Annotated in this window: 14 protein-coding genes; 10 read left to right on the forward strand and 4 right to left on the reverse strand. The window is 45.5% G+C overall.

Annotation, left to right across the window (positions count from 1 at the left end; translation table 11 throughout):
* Positions 1–31: 31 nt before the first annotated feature.
* The 3 genes from ACVW0P_RS05605 (at position 32) to ACVW0P_RS05615 (ending at position 3,787) form a co-directional block, all read left to right on the forward strand.
* The gene (locus ACVW0P_RS05605) at positions 32–1,360 is read left to right on the forward strand and encodes a vanadium-dependent haloperoxidase (protein WP_457131210.1); all 1,329 of its coding nucleotides are present in this window, start codon (positions 32–34) and stop codon (positions 1,358–1,360) included.
* 9 nt (positions 1,361–1,369) lie between these two features.
* Complete coding sequence (locus ACVW0P_RS05610) at positions 1,370–3,400, forward strand: glycosyl hydrolase family 95 catalytic domain-containing protein (RefSeq protein ID WP_457131211.1); 2,031 nt, start codon at positions 1,370–1,372, stop codon at positions 3,398–3,400.
* A gap of 93 nt (positions 3,401–3,493) precedes the next feature.
* A complete protein-coding gene (locus ACVW0P_RS05615) occupies positions 3,494–3,787 on the forward strand; it encodes a TIGR03643 family protein (protein WP_457131212.1) in 294 nt (97 codons plus the stop codon).
* Between the two features lie 32 nt (positions 3,788–3,819).
* Here the strand turns inward: ACVW0P_RS05615 and ACVW0P_RS05620 are convergent, their stop codons facing one another.
* A complete protein-coding gene (locus ACVW0P_RS05620; protein ID WP_457131213.1) occupies positions 3,820–4,866 on the reverse strand; it encodes an endonuclease/exonuclease/phosphatase family protein in 1,047 nt (348 codons plus the stop codon).
* 176 nt (positions 4,867–5,042) lie between these two features.
* Between ACVW0P_RS05620 and ACVW0P_RS05625 the strand changes: the two genes are divergently transcribed.
* On the forward strand, positions 5,043–6,386 hold the full coding sequence (locus ACVW0P_RS05625) for a M28 family peptidase (RefSeq protein WP_457131214.1): 1,344 nt from the start codon (positions 5,043–5,045) through the stop codon (positions 6,384–6,386).
* An 18-nt stretch (positions 6,387–6,404) separates the two neighbouring features.
* On the opposite strand, the gene treA is transcribed toward ACVW0P_RS05625, so the two are convergent.
* Positions 6,405–7,979: an alpha,alpha-trehalase TreA gene (gene treA / locus ACVW0P_RS05630; protein WP_457131215.1), complete on the reverse strand. Its 1,575-nt coding sequence runs from the start codon at positions 7,977–7,979 to the stop codon at positions 6,405–6,407.
* Positions 7,980–8,068: 89 nt separating this feature from the next.
* Entirely contained in the window at positions 8,069–8,737 is a 669-nt protein-coding gene (locus ACVW0P_RS05635; protein ID WP_457131216.1) for a phosphatase PAP2-related protein, read from the reverse strand.
* A gap of 187 nt (positions 8,738–8,924) precedes the next feature.
* Between ACVW0P_RS05635 and eat the strand changes: the two genes are divergently transcribed.
* The 4 genes from eat to eutC all read left to right on the forward strand — a co-directional run bounded on the left by eat (position 8,925) and on the right by eutC (position 13,082).
* A complete protein-coding gene (eat, locus tag ACVW0P_RS05640) occupies positions 8,925–10,286 on the forward strand; it encodes an ethanolamine permease (RefSeq protein WP_457131217.1) in 1,362 nt (453 codons plus the stop codon).
* Positions 10,287–10,367: 81 nt separating this feature from the next.
* Positions 10,368–10,745: a plastocyanin/azurin family copper-binding protein gene (locus ACVW0P_RS05645; protein ID WP_457131218.1), complete on the forward strand. Its 378-nt coding sequence runs from the start codon at positions 10,368–10,370 to the stop codon at positions 10,743–10,745.
* A 202-nt stretch (positions 10,746–10,947) separates the two neighbouring features.
* A complete protein-coding gene (locus tag ACVW0P_RS05650; protein WP_457131219.1) occupies positions 10,948–12,336 on the forward strand; it encodes an ethanolamine ammonia-lyase subunit EutB in 1,389 nt (462 codons plus the stop codon).
* Positions 12,324–13,082 carry an ethanolamine ammonia-lyase subunit EutC gene (gene eutC, locus ACVW0P_RS05655; protein ID WP_457131220.1) on the forward strand — a complete coding sequence of 253 codons (759 nt, stop codon included), beginning with the start codon at positions 12,324–12,326 and terminating at the stop codon, positions 13,080–13,082. Before ACVW0P_RS05650 ends, eutC begins: the two co-directional genes overlap by 13 nt.
* A gap of 6 nt (positions 13,083–13,088) precedes the next feature.
* Here the strand turns inward: eutC and ACVW0P_RS05660 are convergent, their stop codons facing one another.
* Positions 13,089–13,442, reverse strand: a complete 354-nt coding sequence (locus ACVW0P_RS05660) for a DUF4174 domain-containing protein (RefSeq protein WP_457131221.1) — start codon at positions 13,440–13,442, stop codon at positions 13,089–13,091.
* Positions 13,443–13,606: 164 nt separating this feature from the next.
* On the opposite strand from ACVW0P_RS05660, the gene ACVW0P_RS05665 reads away from it, so the two are divergent.
* Together ACVW0P_RS05665 and ACVW0P_RS05670 are read left to right on the forward strand one after the other, a co-directional pair.
* Positions 13,607–14,809: a GAF domain-containing sensor histidine kinase gene (locus ACVW0P_RS05665; protein WP_457131222.1), complete on the forward strand. Its 1,203-nt coding sequence runs from the start codon at positions 13,607–13,609 to the stop codon at positions 14,807–14,809.
* 135 nt (positions 14,810–14,944) lie between these two features.
* Positions 14,945–15,883, forward strand: coding sequence for a sugar phosphate isomerase/epimerase family protein (locus tag ACVW0P_RS05670; protein ID WP_457131223.1), 939 nt, complete (start codon positions 14,945–14,947; stop codon positions 15,881–15,883).
* Positions 15,884–15,934: the final 51 nt, after the last annotated feature.

Here is a 15,934-nt window from a genome sequence, read left to right on the forward strand (position 1 = left end):
CGGTCATATTTTCTTAAACCAACATTGCTATATGAAGCGTTCCCTGTTTTTTATTGCAGCTGCAATTTTTGTATTTGCATCCTGTAAAAAAGCCGACTACCAAAAGGTTACCCACGACCCCGAGCTATACCGCATCACAGTAAAAAAGCTCAACGATATTGTACTCGAAAATAACTTCCCGCCGGTAATTGCATCCCGTAACTACGTTTATGCCAACATTGCCGCTTACGAAGTTATCGCCGCCGGCGACCCAAAGCATTACCGCTCGCTGGCCGGGCAGATCAAACATCTGCCAAAAGCCCCGCAGCCAGAGAAAGGGAAGGAGATAGATTTTCATTTCGCGTCGTTACTTTCCTTTTGCTTTGTGGGCAACGCGGTAACTTTCCCCGAAGGGAGCATGAGTATTTATGTTGATGAATTGAAGCAAAAGGTAAAAGACGCCGGTATGCCGTCTGATGTTTTTGAAAATTCAGTGGTCTACTCTGATAGTGTTGCCAAATACATCATGAAATGGAGCAAGAAAGACAATTACGCCCAAACCCGGTCGGCGAGTAAATACACTGTTAATCGCAAGGATGGCCGCTGGATCCCTACGCCACCAATGTATGCCCAGGCGCTTGAACCGCATTGGGGAGAGATCCGGCCAATGGTTTTAGATTCCGCATCGCAGATCCCGGCACCCGAGGCCCCCGCTTATAATATGAAAGACAAGAACAGCCCGTTTTATAAAGCTGTTATGGAAGTTAAAGCCCTGGGCGACAGCCTCACTACCGACCAAAAACACATGGCCGATTTTTGGGATGATAACGCATTTAAGATGAACGTGGTAGGGCACGCCATGTTTGCTACCAAAAAGTTTGGCCCGGCAGGCCATTGGATGAACATTGCCGGCATCGGCTCAAAAATGACGAAAGCCGACTTTGGCACAACGGTAGCAGCTTATACGCAATCTTCGATAGCCTTATTTGATGCCTTTATAAACTGCTGGTATGTAAAATATAAATCAAATAGCGTGCGCCCCGAAACAGTAATTACTAAATTGATTGACCCTGATTGGAGGCCTCGCATCCAAACCCCGCCGTTTCCGGAATATATTAGCGGGCATGCCGTAATATCCGCCGCCGCTGCCGAAGTACTTACCCATGCCTTTGGCGATAATATGCCATATACCGACGCATCAGAATCTGAATTTGACATACCCGAGCGCAAGTTCCCGTCTTTTAGGGGCGCTGCGCAAGAGGCTGGTTTGTCGCGCGTTTATGGTGGCATCCATTACAAAAATGCCTGTGTTATCGGTAATATGTCGGGCCGTAAAATTGGCGCCCTGGTGGTCGAAAAATTAAAATTGAAGATCAAGTAAATTGCTTTTATGAGAAAATTAGCTTTCCTCGTTATAGTGTTTAGCACTATTGCAGTTGGCGTGCAGGCACAAAGCCCATGGGTAATTAAAGCCGATAAAATAGACCCCAACAACTATTACGGCATAACCGTAGCTAATGGGATGATCGGTATCGTATCATCGCCCGAGCCTTTTAAAGTGAAGAATGTGGTGCTTGCAGGAGCGTATGACTTGTATGGACGTGGCCGGGTAAGCAACTTTTTGAACAGTTTTAACCTCCTTAATATGTACCTGGAAGTTGACGGCAAACGCCTGGACGCCAAAATGGTAAGTAATATGAAACAGGAGCTTGATATGCAGCATGCCGCCATGACAACCACGTTTGATTATGGCGACAAGGCGAGTATCAAATACACCTATTATTCGTTGCGGCAGTTACCATTTACCGTTTTGATGGATGTTGCTATAACCGCTAAAAAGGCTATTAACATAACAGCCGCCAGCGTTATGGAGGCGCCCGATGCCTTGAAGGAAGTACAGAATTATTACAACGAGATTGATAGGCCGCATGTAACCATTAGCCTGCTCACATCAACTGCAAAATCACCTACGGGCAAGTTACAGTTGTGTGCATCAACTTCGTTTTTGTTTAACGAGGAGCATGGCAAGGAGCCACGTGTTATCCACGAAATGTGGGACAATAATATGCACCTGATGAAGTTTAGCCACGCTATCGGTGCAGGCCAAACGTATAAATATGGGGTAACAGGGTCGTCCATAACATCGGCACACCACGCCGACCCGTTGAATGGGGCGGAACGTTTAACCATCTTTGCCAAATTGGAGGGCCGCGACAGGTTGATACAGTTTCATAACAAGGCTTGGGACGAACTTTGGAAAAGCGACATCCAGATAGAAGGCGATGCGCAGGCGCAGCAGGATGTTCACAGCATGTTATATCACCTGTATTCGTTCTCGCGTGCAGGCACGGCTTTATCTCCATCGCCAATGGGCTTATCCGGTTTGGGTTACAACGGCCACGTGTTTTGGGATACCGATCTATGGATGTTCCCGGCGATGCTGGTGATGCACCCGGAGATAGCAAAGTCAATGGTGGAGTATCGTTTTGAGCGGTTAGAGAACGCCCGGAAAAACGCTTTCTCGCATGGTTATAAAGGGGCGATGTTCCCTTGGGAGAGTGCCGATAGCGGTGTGGAAGAAACACCTGTTTGGGCATTAAGCGGCCCGTTTGAACACCACATAAGTGCCGATGTAGCCAACGCTGCCTGGGCTTATTACTGCGTAACGCAGGACAAGCAATGGTTGCGGGAAAAAGGCTGGCCGATCTTATCGGCAACCGCCGATTTTTGGGCGAGCAGGGTGGAGCGCAACGGCGCCGGCCATTATGATATTAAGAATGTGGTTGCTGCCGATGAGTGGGCAGAAAATATTGATAACAACGCATTCACCAATGCCGCCGCGAAGTCTAATTTGATGAATGCTACCGCCGCCGCGCAGATCTTGGGCATACAAGCCGATAGCAATTGGGTGAATGTTGCCAACAATATCCCAATCTTAAAAATGGCAAACGGCGTAACGCAGGAGCATGCGCAGTACAAAGGCGAAGGTATCAAGCAAGCTGATGTGAACCTGTTAGCTTATCCGCTTAAAACTATTACCGACCCGGTGCAGATAAGAAAAGACCTGGAGTACTATGAAACCCGCGTACCAAACGAAGGTACCCCGGCCATGACGCAAGGCGTATTTGCCCTGCTTTACGCCCGCCTTGGCGATGGACAAAAAGCGTACAAATGGTTTAAGGAAGCGTACGAGCCAAACCTAAACCCGCCGTTCCGTGTGATAGCGGAAACCAAAGGCGGTACCAACCCTTACTTTGCAACGGGCGCGGGTGGTATTATCCAGGCCATGCTCATGGGTTTTGGAGGATTGGATATTACACCAACCGGCATCATGCAAATAAAAAGCAAGCTGCCTGCCAATTGGAAATCATTAAAAATAACCGGGGTAGGAACGAATAAGGCGACCTACACGGTGAAATAACATCACCCCCGAATACACTGAGGAGACGCGATACCTCGCGTCTCCTTTTGTTTGAACAGACTAACAAATTATGATTTTAAGGGTTAAACAAGCATGAGTAAAGCAGCAAACGTTACTAACCTTTCCATAATTGACACAGATCGCGTGATGGAAATGGCATGGGAAGACCGTACGCCATTTGATGCTATAAAAGCGCAATTTGGCTTGAGCGAGCAAAATGTAATAGACGTGATGCGCAGGCAAATGAAACTATCCAGTTTTAAAATGTGGCGGGCAAGGGTGCAGGGCAGGCAAACCAAACATACAAAATTACAGGTTGACGGTACTGACAGGTTTAAATGTAATTTACAACGGCAGATAACGCTGAATAAGATAAGCAAGCGGTAAATTATGAGATAATAATTTTACAACAACTCGTTTTATTCTTTCTCTTTCTTCTCTTGAGCTTCTTCTATATCGTCTTCATCGGCCGTTAACGGTTGCTGATGATTATAGGCATCAGCATCCAGTTGGATGTCCAAAAAAATCGGAAAGTGGTCTGACCCGTAATTAGATAAGCGTTTTATTTTGTTCAGTTTAAAATGCCTTGAAATAAAAGCATGATCTAATGGAAAGCGCACAAAAAAATAATGCGCGTGAAACGAATTGAAAAAGCCACGGCCACGCCTCGGATCAAGCAATCCGCTCATTTTTAAAAATAATTCGGTTGTATGGCTCCAGGCAACATCATTCAGGTCGCCGGCTACAATTACGGGCAATTTGTTTTTTCTGGCTAAATCGGCAGTTAATAATAACTCTTTATCGCGCTCGGTCGATCTTACGTTTTCTGTTGGCACTGGCGGTGTAGGGTGTACAGCGTATAGTTGCACCATTTGCCCGTTATTTAATTTAATTTTAGTGTGTATCGAAGGTATGTCCTCCTCTACCAAGTACTTAACCTGTGTATCATCAAGTTCAAATTTAGAGTAAAGCATCAGGCCGTAAGTATTCTCTAACGGCACCCTAATAAAATACGGGTAGTCTTTTTCCAGGCTTCGTGTTTCGGTATCCCAGCGGCTGTTGGTTTCTAACATGATAATTACATCGGCATTAGCTTTATCAATTACTTTTAAGCACCCTTCGGTATTAGTATTGTCCTGATAAACGTTGGCTATCATTATACTAATACTACGTTGGGCATCCTTTGGTGTGGCTTTTAAAACCTGTTTGTGGGCAATAGCCGTAAAAGGATAAATAAGCCATAAAAGGTAAGTAGTGTTGGCGCTTAGGGCCACAATAAACCCAAACTGTAATTGTGCATCGCCGTTATAAACCCAAGATAATAGTGCTATGCAAACAAAGTTTAGAAATAATTTTTGCAGGCGGGGATAATCAAACACCCTGAAAATCCAGTAATCATTTCTTACCAGGGGCAATAAGGTAAATAGTAATAGAAGGCAGGCAAATATTAATAAAGTAAGGTTCATTAAATATAAATGTGTGGCAAGATAGTAATTGCTGCAAAAAACCGGAATTTTTAATTTGATTGCTATGTTTAAGGCACAATGTTAAATTATTTGGTGCACCAATTTATATAGCATTGTTAACGCATATGATACAGGTTTAAATTACCCGCACCGATTGTTATTTTATAAATTGCCTTATGAAATGTTTTAGTCTGCTTAGCATTTTTCTTATCTCCTTTTCGGCATCTGCACAAACTACCGTGAAGCAGGATGCGGGCATCAAACAAATGGTAGAAGAGGTGTCTTCTAAAAAAATCGAAGCTATTGTACATAAACTGGTGAGCTTTAAAACCCGCCATACACTAAGCGATACGGTTAGTAAAACCGAGGGCGTTGGCGCTGCCCGTAACTGGATCAAAGCCGAATATGAAAGATATGCTGCCCCCTCAAACGGGCGCATGAAGGTACAGTTTGATGAGTTTATCCAGCCACAGGGTAATCGGATTGACAGGCCCACGCCCATGAAGAACATTTTGGCGATCTTAAAAGGGACTGATACTGCTAATAAACGTATTTACATCGTATCCGGCCATTACGATTCAAGGGTAACGGATGTGATGAATGTAAAATCATTTGCTCCCGGCGCGGTCGACGATGCATCTGGCACGGCGGTTTCTATGGAACTTGCACGGGTGATGGCTAAACGGTCGTTCCCGGCAACCATCATATTTATGGCCGTGGTGGGCGAGGAGCAGGGGCTGTATGGCTCTACCAATGTTGCTAAACGCGCTAAGGCCGGGGGCTGGCAGATTGATGCCATGTTGAATAATGATATAGTAGGTAATACCTATGGCATGGAAACCGGCCTGAAAGATAACCGCAGCGTACGCGTATTTAGCGAAGGGGTACCTGCCGCCGAGACTGATAAGCAGGCCGCAATTCGGAATTCAGTAGGGGGAGAGAATGATAGCCCTGCGAGAGAACTGGCCCGTTACACCAAGGAAGTAGCCGAGCGTTATGTAGAACAACTGGATGTAAAACTCATTTACCGCCGCGACCGTTACCTGCGTGGAGGAGACCATACCCCATTTTCTCAGCAAGGTTACTCCGCCATCCGCATAACCGAAATGAACGAGGACTTTAACCGCCAGCACCAGGACATCCGCAAGGAAAACAGCGTAGATTACGGCGACCTGCCAGATTTTGCCGATTACGATTACACCCAAAAGATAGCCCGTATGAATTTATCGGTACTGGCCAACCTCGCCCTTGCGCCGGGCCAGCCACAAAACGTAGGCATTATCACCAGCGGTTTAACCAATAAAACGCAATTGAAATGGGATGCCCCAAAAGGCAAATCCCCGGCGGGTTATTACGTGCTGATGCGCGAAACCATCAGTCCGTATTGGGAAAAGAAATTTTATGTAACGGGCACCACTGCTAATATAGGCTACTCAAAAGATAACTACTTATTTGCTGTGCAATCCGTGGATGCAGATGGGCACGAAAGTTTACCTGTGTTTCCTAAGCCGGTGAGATAGAAAACAGATAGTGGTCAGTTATTCTCCCTGCTGCTCCTCATAATTATACCTGTTCATCAACTTTAATAATACCCCGTTCGTCCACCCGAAACCATCCTGGAGTGGATATTCGCCGCCGCCCGCAGTTAGGCTGGTATCAACTACGTTGTATTTTTCTAACAGCTTGCCGGTCTTTTTAAATACGCAGATGTTTAGCTGCAGCCAGCGGGTGGCAATATCTTTAGCCAGTTCGCTGTGTCCATAATTCTCCAACCCGTCAATAGCCATGTATTGAAGGGGAGCCCAACCGTTTGGCGCGTCCCATTGCTGGCCGCTAAAGTTTAGCGTAGTAACCAGTCCGCCCGGTTTCAGAAAATTGGCCTTTAAGCCTTCGGCTATCTTGTTTGCCTGCATAGGCGTTGCCAGCTTAAACTCCAGCGGGAAAACAGCCGCCAAAGTTTGGATTGGCGAAGATCGCTTGGCAACGAAGTTATAGTCGCCAAACCAGCCTGTTTTTTCATCCCAAAAGTATTTCAGGATGGCTTTTTTGCGGGCATTTGCTTTGGCATTATAGGCGGTGTAAAGTTTGGTGTTGCCTTTAATTTGATAGCTATGGGCAATGGTTAATTCGAGATTGTACAACAGGCAGTTTAGGTCTACAGGAACAAGGTTGGTAGTTTCTATAGTGCCAAGCGTGGCGGTATCGCTAAACCATCGGCTGCTGAAATCCCAGCCACTTGCAGCTGCCGCGCGCACGTTGTGATAAAATACAGGCAAGGGTTGTTTGGTGGTTTTAGCGGCATCTACATCTTTGATATAGCTCTCCTCGCGTGGCTCGTCGCTTTCGTCCCAGTACCGGTTAAGCAGTGTGCCGTCGGCCACGCGCACGGCGCGGTGGGTTGCTTTGTTATTGGCCAATGTTGCGCCGCCAAGCATCCAGTAGTTATATTCCTTTATTAATTGCGGTTGATACTTGCTGAGGATGGCCTTGCCCCCGCTTTTTGCCAGCAAGTTTACCATCAACGAGAAAAATGGCGGCTGCGAACGCGTTAAATAATAAGCACGGTTGCCGTTAGGGATAAAACCGTAGGTATCTATCAGGTAAGCAAAGTTATCTATCATGTTGCTGATCACTTTTGTTTGCTTACTTTCTTGAAGACCAAGCATCGTAAAGTAACTATCCCAGTAATAGATCTCGCGGAAACGGCCGCCCGGTACAATATAGGGGTTAGGCAAAGCCGCTAATGATGATAGCTTTGAAGTAGCATCCGGCTTGCGTTGCAGCACCTGCCAAAGGGTATCAATATGTTTACGGATGCCGTCCTCAATATTAGTTTGAAAGGCATGGGTAACGCCTGATGGTACGGTAAAATTAGCCATCACAAACTCCTTAAGGTCGAAACCTGCTTTGCCTGATTGCTCGTTATAGGCTTTCATGATCTGCGACGGCGCGTATTTCGGCGTACAGTCCACAAAGGTTTTATTATCCGGAAATATAGTAGATGATTGTACCGACTCGAACAAGCCGGGGAACAACTGGCGCGGTGTTCTTTGCTGTGCTTTCACTACAAAAGTGCAAAGCAATAAGGCTGCCACAATAAAGGTTTTTTTCATTTATAAGGGGTATTATAGGTTATAACCAGAGCCCTTAAATTTAAACTTTTAATGCAGTAAATACAAGCGGGTTATAGCGGCGGCGATACTTAGTTTTCGTTGTTTTTAAGCTGATCGAGCTTTAGGATTTTGCGCACCGCCAAAAATATGAGGTAAACCAAAAATGGTGCGGCAACAACGTCAATAGTGTAGTGGATGTGTTGAACAAGCAACAACACCATCACTGCTATGATGGCTATAAAGCCCATTACCTTGTCGCTACGTTTTTCCAAACATAAAAATATCAGCACCATAGTTGAGGTATGGCCCGAGAAGAACAAATCGCGTGTAATAACTGTGTTTCCGTAAAAAACGTTGGTGAGCGGGTCTAACAGGTGAATAAGGCCAACCGGTGGGTCAAGCGGTATGAGATATATGGTTAGCATGCGGGCAAGGTTGATGAATATCAGCGTCCACACGTAGTTGATGTATATAACCGGGTTGTAGAGTGCACGCGCGAATGTCAGCGCAGCCATGCCCCAAATAATAGTAAATATGATTATGGATACATCATGGGCGGGTATATTAGCCAAAACCCAATCGCTAAGTAAAACACCTTGTCGTTTTTGTATATAGTTAAAAAATATGGGCATGCCCGATAGCATGATAGCCACAATGAATGAGCCTACTAATAATTTATCACGTTTTTTAGGTGATTGCAGGGCAGTAGTCCAGGCTTGTTTTACAGAAGGTTTACCTAATTCCGTCACTATACACATTAATTAAAGGAGCGCAAATTTACGAAAACCCCCTATATTAAATAAGGGTTAGTTGAATATTACATTTTCGTTAGAATAGACGGAGTTGATAAACAATTGTTACTAAAGTTCTTACTAATTGTTGTTTTTATTTGAATAATTTTAATGAGTATATTAAGGCGTTGTAAAACTCATAAAACTAAAGCCTTTGGAAAACATCAACGCCAAACAACTGAAACGGGTATTAAAGCCCATCCATCTTTGGGCAATAGCGGTAGGGCTGGTTATATCCGGCGAGTATTTTGGCTGGAACCTTGGCTGGGCGGTATCGGGTACCATCGGTTTCCTGATCGCCACATTGGTGGTTACGCTGATGTACGTCACCTTTATTTTTAGTTATACCGAATTAACCAGCGCCATACCACATGCCGGCGGCGCTTTCGCCTATGCCTACAGGGCTATGGGGCCTTTTGGCGGGTTAATAGCCGGTTATGCTACACTGATAGATTTTTTGCTTGCTACACCTGCTATCGCGTTTTCATTAGGAGCATACCTGCATTTTTTGCATCCGCAGATAGGGGTATTGCCATCGGCGCTGGTATTCAACGTGGTGTTTATTCTGCTCAATATTTCGGGGGTGAAGGAATCGGCAACCTTCTCGGTTTTCATAACCATTTTGGCCGTGGGCGAGCTTTTGCTTTTTATGGGTGTGGTTGCACCATCCTTTAAAATGGATAATTATTTAGCCAACCCAATGCCTTTTGGCTGGAGCGGTGTGTTTGCTGCCCTGCCCTTTGCAGTCTGGTTTTACCTGGCGATAGAGGGCGTTGCTATGGTTGCCGAAGAAGTAAAAGACCCCAAACGCAACATCCCGAGGGGGTATATTTCGGCATTAATAACCCTTGTGTTTTTAGCATTGGGGGTAATGATATTAACCGGCGGCGTTACCGACTGGCGCAAACTTAGCAACCTTGATTACCCGCTGCCCGAAGCCATTGGTATCGTATTAGGTAAGGCAAACGGACTCACAAAAGTGTTTGCCAGTATAGGCTTATTCGGGCTTATCGCATCTATCCATGGTACCATACTGGCATCATCAAGGCAGGTATTCGCGATGGCCCGGAGCGGTTATTTGCCGCGTGGCCTGGCATCCGTTAATAAAAAATTTAAAACACCGCACTGGGCCATTATTGCCGGAGGGGTTGTCAGCTTTATAGCCTTATTTACGGGGACAACGGGGCAAATTATCATTTTATCGGTTATGGGGGCAGTAGTGATGTATATGATGAGCATGATAAGCCTGTTCATTCTTCGTAAAAAAGAGCCCCGTATGGAGCGGCCTTTCGCTGCCATATTTTACCCCGTGTTCCCGGCTATTGCATTGGTTATCTCTACCATTTGTATGTTTGCCATAATGTATTACAACTTTATGTTGAGTATGATCTTCTTCGCCGGGCTTGCTATAGCTATTGCTGTTTTTATGCTAATGGGCAAACATAAAGTACGAATAATGGACGATGAACTGATGGAAAAAGCGTTGGAGCAGCCGGTTATCCCAACCTCAAAATAAATCTTTAAAAAACATTCTTGGGGCAAAGCAACCATCCTGTAAATGTGGGCGTAATCATATTAAACACTAAAACCATTTAATATGAAAAAGTACATCTTAGGGATTTCATTTATGATAGCGGTTGTGGTTATGGGCATCGCGGCTTGTTCAAAATCAAGCAGCAGCAACCCAACCCCCGAAACACCAACCAACCCATCAAACCCGGCTAAAGGCGCTACCGTAAGCATTTCGGGTTTCGCCTTTTCCCCTGCAAGTGTAACTATTAAGGCCGGCGAGGCAGTAAAATGGACAAATGCTGATACTGCACCACACACAGCGACAGATGTTGCCGGTTCATTTGACAGCGGAACACTAAACCAGGCCGGTTCGTTTACGCACACATTTGCAACGGCAGGTACTTACACCTACAAATGCGTTATCCATTCTACAATGGCTACGGCAACCGTTGTGGTACAATAATTAATTGTTGTGAGTAATTGATAGGTGAGCATTTGCTGTGGATAGGGTTGGTGAGGATTTTTATTCATCACGGCGGTGCTCACTCTTTTTTCTCTGTGTTGCAGCACTGCATTACCCTTGCCAATGTTAAGCTTTTATTAAAACAGGCTATTATTGCCGGTTTTTACGTCGAAGAATTTATCTTAGTAAAAACTAAAGCAATATGCCATATCAGCATACCGTACAAGGGAAGGTTTACGGGTTTGATAACCTGCGGGTATTGCTGGCAAAAGCCTCGCCGTTCCGTACAGGGGATGCGCTGGCGGGATTAAGTGCGGAAACCTACGAAGAACGCGTTGCCGCCCAGATAGCACTTGCGGATGTCCCCCTCAAGGCTTTCCTGACCGAGGCCGTTATCCCTTATGAAGAGGATGATGTTACCCGGCTGATCATGGATAGCCACGATGCCAATGCTTTCCAAACCATAAGCCATTTAACCGTTGGCGACCTGCGCGACTGGCTGTTAAAAGATGAAACAGACACCATTGTGCTAAAAAGCATCGAAGATGCCATAACGCCCGAAATGGCTGCCGCGGTGTCTAAAATAATGCGCAACCAGGATCTGATAGCGGTAGCAAAAAAATGCGAAGTGGTTACCCGGTTCCGCAATACCATAGGCTCAAAGGGGCATTTTGCTACCCGCTTACAACCTAACCATCCAACAGATGATCCACGTGGCATTGCCGCCAGTTTGATTGAGGGCCTGTTGTATGGCAGCGGCGACGCGGTTATCGGCATTAACCCCGCTACGGATAGTCCCCAGGCGGTAATGCAGATCTTGACTTTGGTTGATAACCTGCGGCAGCAGTTTGAGATCCCTACGCAAAGTTGTGTACTAAGCCATATCACCACCACAATAGAGCTTATCAATAAAAATGCACCCGTCGATCTTTGTTTTCAATCTATCGCGGGTACGCAAAAGGCTAATACAAGTTTCGGCGTAAGTTTGTCTTTATTAGAGGAGGCTTACCTGGCAACGCTATCCTTAAACCGCGGCACGGTTGGCAATAACGTAATGTACTTTGAAACAGGGCAGGGTAGCGCGCTGTCTGCCAATGCGCATCACGGGGTAGATCAGCAGACCTGCGAGGCGAGGGCTTATGCGGTGGCTAAAAAGTTCAATCCTTTTTTGGTGAACTCGGTAGTGGGATTTATTGGGCCAGAGTATTTATACGATGGTAAACAGATCATCCGCGCAGCACTGGAAGATCACTTTTGCGCAAAACTGCTTGGCTTGCCCATGGGAATGGATATTTGCTACACCAACCACGCCGAGGCTGACCAGGACGATATGGACAACCTGCTTACCCTGCTTGGGGTTGCCGGCTGTAATTTTATTATGGGCATCCCCGGCAGCGATGATATTATGCTAAATTACCAGAGTACATCCTTCCATGATGCTTTATATCTGCGTAAAGTGCTTGGCCTTAAACCCGCGCCCGAGTTTGAACAATGGCTGATAAAACAAGGTATATTTGATGAACAAGGTAACCGATCTGCCACTGCTGCCGCAGGTTTGTTAAAAGATATGGGGAGTTTATGGATAAAATAACCAAGCCGGAACAACCCGACCCGTTAATTTTTTTAAAGGAGTTTACCGCTGCGCGGATTGCGATTGGCGCAACGGGTAGCAGCATCCCAACCAGGCAATCGTTACAGTTTAAACTGGCGCACGCCCATGCCCGCGATGCGGTTTATTCTGCTATGGATACAGAAAGTTTGGAAGATGCGCTGGCGCAATTCCATCGCCCGGTTTTGCAGTTACATAGCATGGCTGGCAGTCGCGCGCAATACCTTCAACGCCCAGATCTTGGCCGTAAACCCAGCGAAGAATCCCTTAACCGCCTTGCCGACCAAATAACCGGCGACGATATTGTAATTATTATTGCCGATGGGTTATCCGCGATTGCCATAAATGAAAACGTGCTGCCGCTTTTGCAATTGCTTATTCCGAAACTATCAGCCGCTAATTTGAAAATCGCGCCGTTGTGCCTTGTGCGGCAGGGCCGGGTAGCCATAGGCGATGATATAGCCCACGAATTACAAGCGAAGTTTTCCATTATGCTTATTGGCGAAAGGCCGGGGCTTAGCTCCTCAGATAGTATTGGCGCTTACTTAACATATCAGCCCAAACCCGGTTTAAAGGATAACTCGCGCAATTGCATTTCAAACATCCGCCCCGGTGGGTTGGATTTTAATTCGGCTGCCTATAAGATCTTTTACCTGGTGCAGGAGAGTTTTAAGCGTAAGTTATCAGGTGTGGAATTGAAAGATAATGAGGGCTTGTTAGGGTTATAAATAAAATTATTGTTTCTTCATTTCCTTTTTACGCATGGGCATCGCGTCAATAATCCCGTAAAGTTTTTGAAGGGTTATAGGTTGCGAATTACGGTATTTCTCACCGCCGTCTTTGCCGGTTAATGTAACAGTAAAAAATCCTCTTATCTTATTTTTTTCGAATACAGCTGCAGTTTCGTTACTGTAGATATAGGTTTGGATAACGATATTCCTGCTGGGAAGCCCGGGCTTATCACTGTTTAATATTTTCAATTGCTGCGTGTAGGCAGCATTATCAGCACTGGTTGTATATAAAGTTAAAACACGTTTTTCATTGGTTTGAAAAAATAATACTATCGATAAGATAATTAAGCGTGTCATAAATATTGTTTATAGTGTATAGAATTTAACTTAAATTGATTGTTGTATAAAACCCCCAAAGTGGTACAAACTTAAAACTAAAAGGAATAATTGGCTTTTTCGGATATTTTTTTGACAACCTTTAGAATAAATATACGTAATTAATTTCGAACCAATTTTTATATATGCAGAACCAGCCGATACCAGGGAATGAAATGGAACGGATCATCAGTCTGTCCGACTTCGACCTTGATTACACCAGTTTCCAGGACAATTTTAAAGACCTTGCCAAGTTAGCAGCAAAAGTTGCAGGTACCGAGATCTCGCTTATTAACCTTATAGATTCGTTTACGCAATGGACGATCACTAACCATGGGTTAGATATTGAACAAATGCCGCGCGAGGAATCTGTTTGCCAGTACACCATCGCCAGTCCCGAAGATCATTTTGAAGTGAAAGACCTAAAGGCTGACGAGCGTTTTAAAGACAGGTTTTATGTGGCAGACGACCCAAATCTGCGTTATTATTACGGCATCCCGCTAAAAACTGCTGAAGGGCATAACCTTGGCGCGCTTTGTATGCTCGATAAGGACCTCAAAACACTGTCTCCCGAAAAGGTGGAACTCTTAAAGATCATCGCCGACGAAATTGTAAACCGACTGAATGCGCACCGCGTAATTACCGGCCTTAAAACCAAACTGCACGAGGCCAACGAAACTAAAAAGAAAGTAGCTCATGACATTCGCGGGCCGTTGGGCGGCATTATAGGCCTGGCGCAGGTAATAAGCGAACAGGGGCAGGAGAACGAGATTGACGAAGTGTTGGAGTTTATAAACCTGATACAGCGCAGCGGCCGCTCGTTACTGGAACTTGCCGATGAGATCCTTACCGCTGATAAACCTCAGCGCGACCTGAAAGCTGATGAGTTTAACCTCATTGTTTTTAAGGATAAACTGGAAAAGCTATACACGCCGCAAGCGGTATATAAAAAAATTAAGTTCACGGTAAACACATCCGTAAATTCATCAACCATACCATTTTCAAAAAATAAGTTGCTGCAAATAACGGGTAACCTCATCTCAAACGCTATGAAGTTTACCCCCGTTAACGGCAGTGTATCAGTAGATTTGAGCCTGAAGATAGAAGAAACCCAAAATTTGTTGCAAATAAATGTAACCGATACGGGCGTAGGCTTAAGCCAGCAAGCTATTGATACTATACTAAGCGGCAAGGCCGAATCTACAAATGGTACAGGAGGCGAGCAGGGCTACGGCTTTGGGCTGGCACTGGTAAAACACCTGGTAGATGCCCTGAAAGGCACTATGCACATTTATTCGCACCCGGGTAAGGGCGCTAATTTTGAGATAGCATTGCCGCAGGTTCAATAGGCAGATTGTAGTTGGCAGTTAGCAAACTTAATTACCATGCAAACCGCAACAAGTAAAACTTTTAATACACAATTTGATGGGTGTTATAATTTGATAACTTTATATCAACCAACGTACATCAAACCGTATTAATTTATGAAAAAGCAAACCTTAAGCAGGCGCCAGTTTATTGGCACCGGAGCCATCGCGGCAACCGGGGTGCTGTTCCTTTCAAAAATATCTTTTGCCAACTCGTTACTTAGCGGGTTTGCCAAGCCAAACAGCATGATAAACGGCGTGCAGATAGGGGTGATCACCTATTCGTTCCGCAGTATGCCGGGCACTGCCGAAGACCTTTTGAAATACTGTATCGACTGTAACATAAATGCCATTGAATTAATGGGCGATGCTGCTGAGGCGTACGCCGGTGCACCTAAACGCGAGCAAGGCCAGAACTGGACAGACTTTGCTCCCAAAATGGCCGAATGGCGCACAAATGCACCTATGGATAAGTTTAAGGAACTGCGCAAAATGTATAATGATGCCGGTGTAAGCATCTACGCCTGGAAACCCAATGCGCTGGGCACAAAAAACACTGACGCCGAGATTGAATACGCTTTTAATGCCGGTAAAGCGTTGGGATGCAACCATGTTACTGTTGAGCTGCCCGATGAAGCCCAAACCAAACGCCTTGGCGACCTGGCTACCAAACATAAAATGATGGTAGGCTACCATGCCCACACGCAGGCCACCCCAACCCTTTGGGATGCCGCTTTGGGGCAATCGAAATATAACGGCATCAACCTGGATATTGGGCACTATGCATCGGGTACCAGCAGTAGCCCCGTTCCTTTCATTGAGAAATACCACGACCGTATTACCAGCATGCACATTAAGGATCGTAAGTTTAATAATGGGCCTAACGCAGTATGGGGGCAGGGAGATACGCCGATAAAAGAGGTTTTAGCCCTGATGAAGAAAAATAAATACAAGTTCCCGGCTACAATTGAGCTGGAATACAATATTCCCGAAGGCTCTGACGCGGTTAAAGAGGTGAAAGCGTGCCGCGCCTATGCCGCGGATGCATTAAAATAGCAAGCGTGTGCAACCTATTGATTAAATAAGGCGTCTATTGCATAGTCACCT

The organism is Mucilaginibacter sp. UYNi724 (genome assembly GCF_054057495.1).

What these genes read in the sequence shown, in the direction of transcription:
- ACVW0P_RS05615 (WP_457131212.1), top strand. Translation starts at nt 3,494, where the DNA reads ATGAGTAAAGCAGCAAACGTTACTAACCTTTCCATAATTGACACAGAT.
- ACVW0P_RS05605 (WP_457131210.1), top strand. Translation starts at nt 32, where the DNA reads ATGAAGCGTTCCCTGTTTTTTATTGCAGCTGCAATTTTTGTATTTGCA.
- eutC (WP_457131220.1), top strand. Translation starts at nt 12,324, where the DNA reads ATGGATAAAATAACCAAGCCGGAACAACCCGACCCGTTAATTTTTTTA.
- ACVW0P_RS05660 (WP_457131221.1), bottom strand. Translation starts at nt 13,442, where the DNA reads ATGACACGCTTAATTATCTTATCGATAGTATTATTTTTTCAAACCAAT.
- ACVW0P_RS05645 (WP_457131218.1), top strand. Translation starts at nt 10,368, where the DNA reads ATGAAAAAGTACATCTTAGGGATTTCATTTATGATAGCGGTTGTGGTT.
- ACVW0P_RS05625 (WP_457131214.1), top strand. Translation starts at nt 5,043, where the DNA reads ATGAAATGTTTTAGTCTGCTTAGCATTTTTCTTATCTCCTTTTCGGCA.
- ACVW0P_RS05665 (WP_457131222.1), top strand. Translation starts at nt 13,607, where the DNA reads ATGCAGAACCAGCCGATACCAGGGAATGAAATGGAACGGATCATCAGT.
- ACVW0P_RS05610 (WP_457131211.1), top strand. Translation starts at nt 1,370, where the DNA reads ATGAGAAAATTAGCTTTCCTCGTTATAGTGTTTAGCACTATTGCAGTT.
- ACVW0P_RS05635 (WP_457131216.1), bottom strand. Translation starts at nt 8,737, where the DNA reads ATGTGTATAGTGACGGAATTAGGTAAACCTTCTGTAAAACAAGCCTGG.
- ACVW0P_RS05620 (WP_457131213.1), bottom strand. Translation starts at nt 4,866, where the DNA reads ATGAACCTTACTTTATTAATATTTGCCTGCCTTCTATTACTATTTACC.
- ACVW0P_RS05670 (WP_457131223.1), top strand. Translation starts at nt 14,945, where the DNA reads ATGAAAAAGCAAACCTTAAGCAGGCGCCAGTTTATTGGCACCGGAGCC.
- treA (WP_457131215.1), bottom strand. Translation starts at nt 7,979, where the DNA reads ATGAAAAAAACCTTTATTGTGGCAGCCTTATTGCTTTGCACTTTTGTA.
- ACVW0P_RS05650 (WP_457131219.1), top strand. Translation starts at nt 10,948, where the DNA reads ATGCCATATCAGCATACCGTACAAGGGAAGGTTTACGGGTTTGATAAC.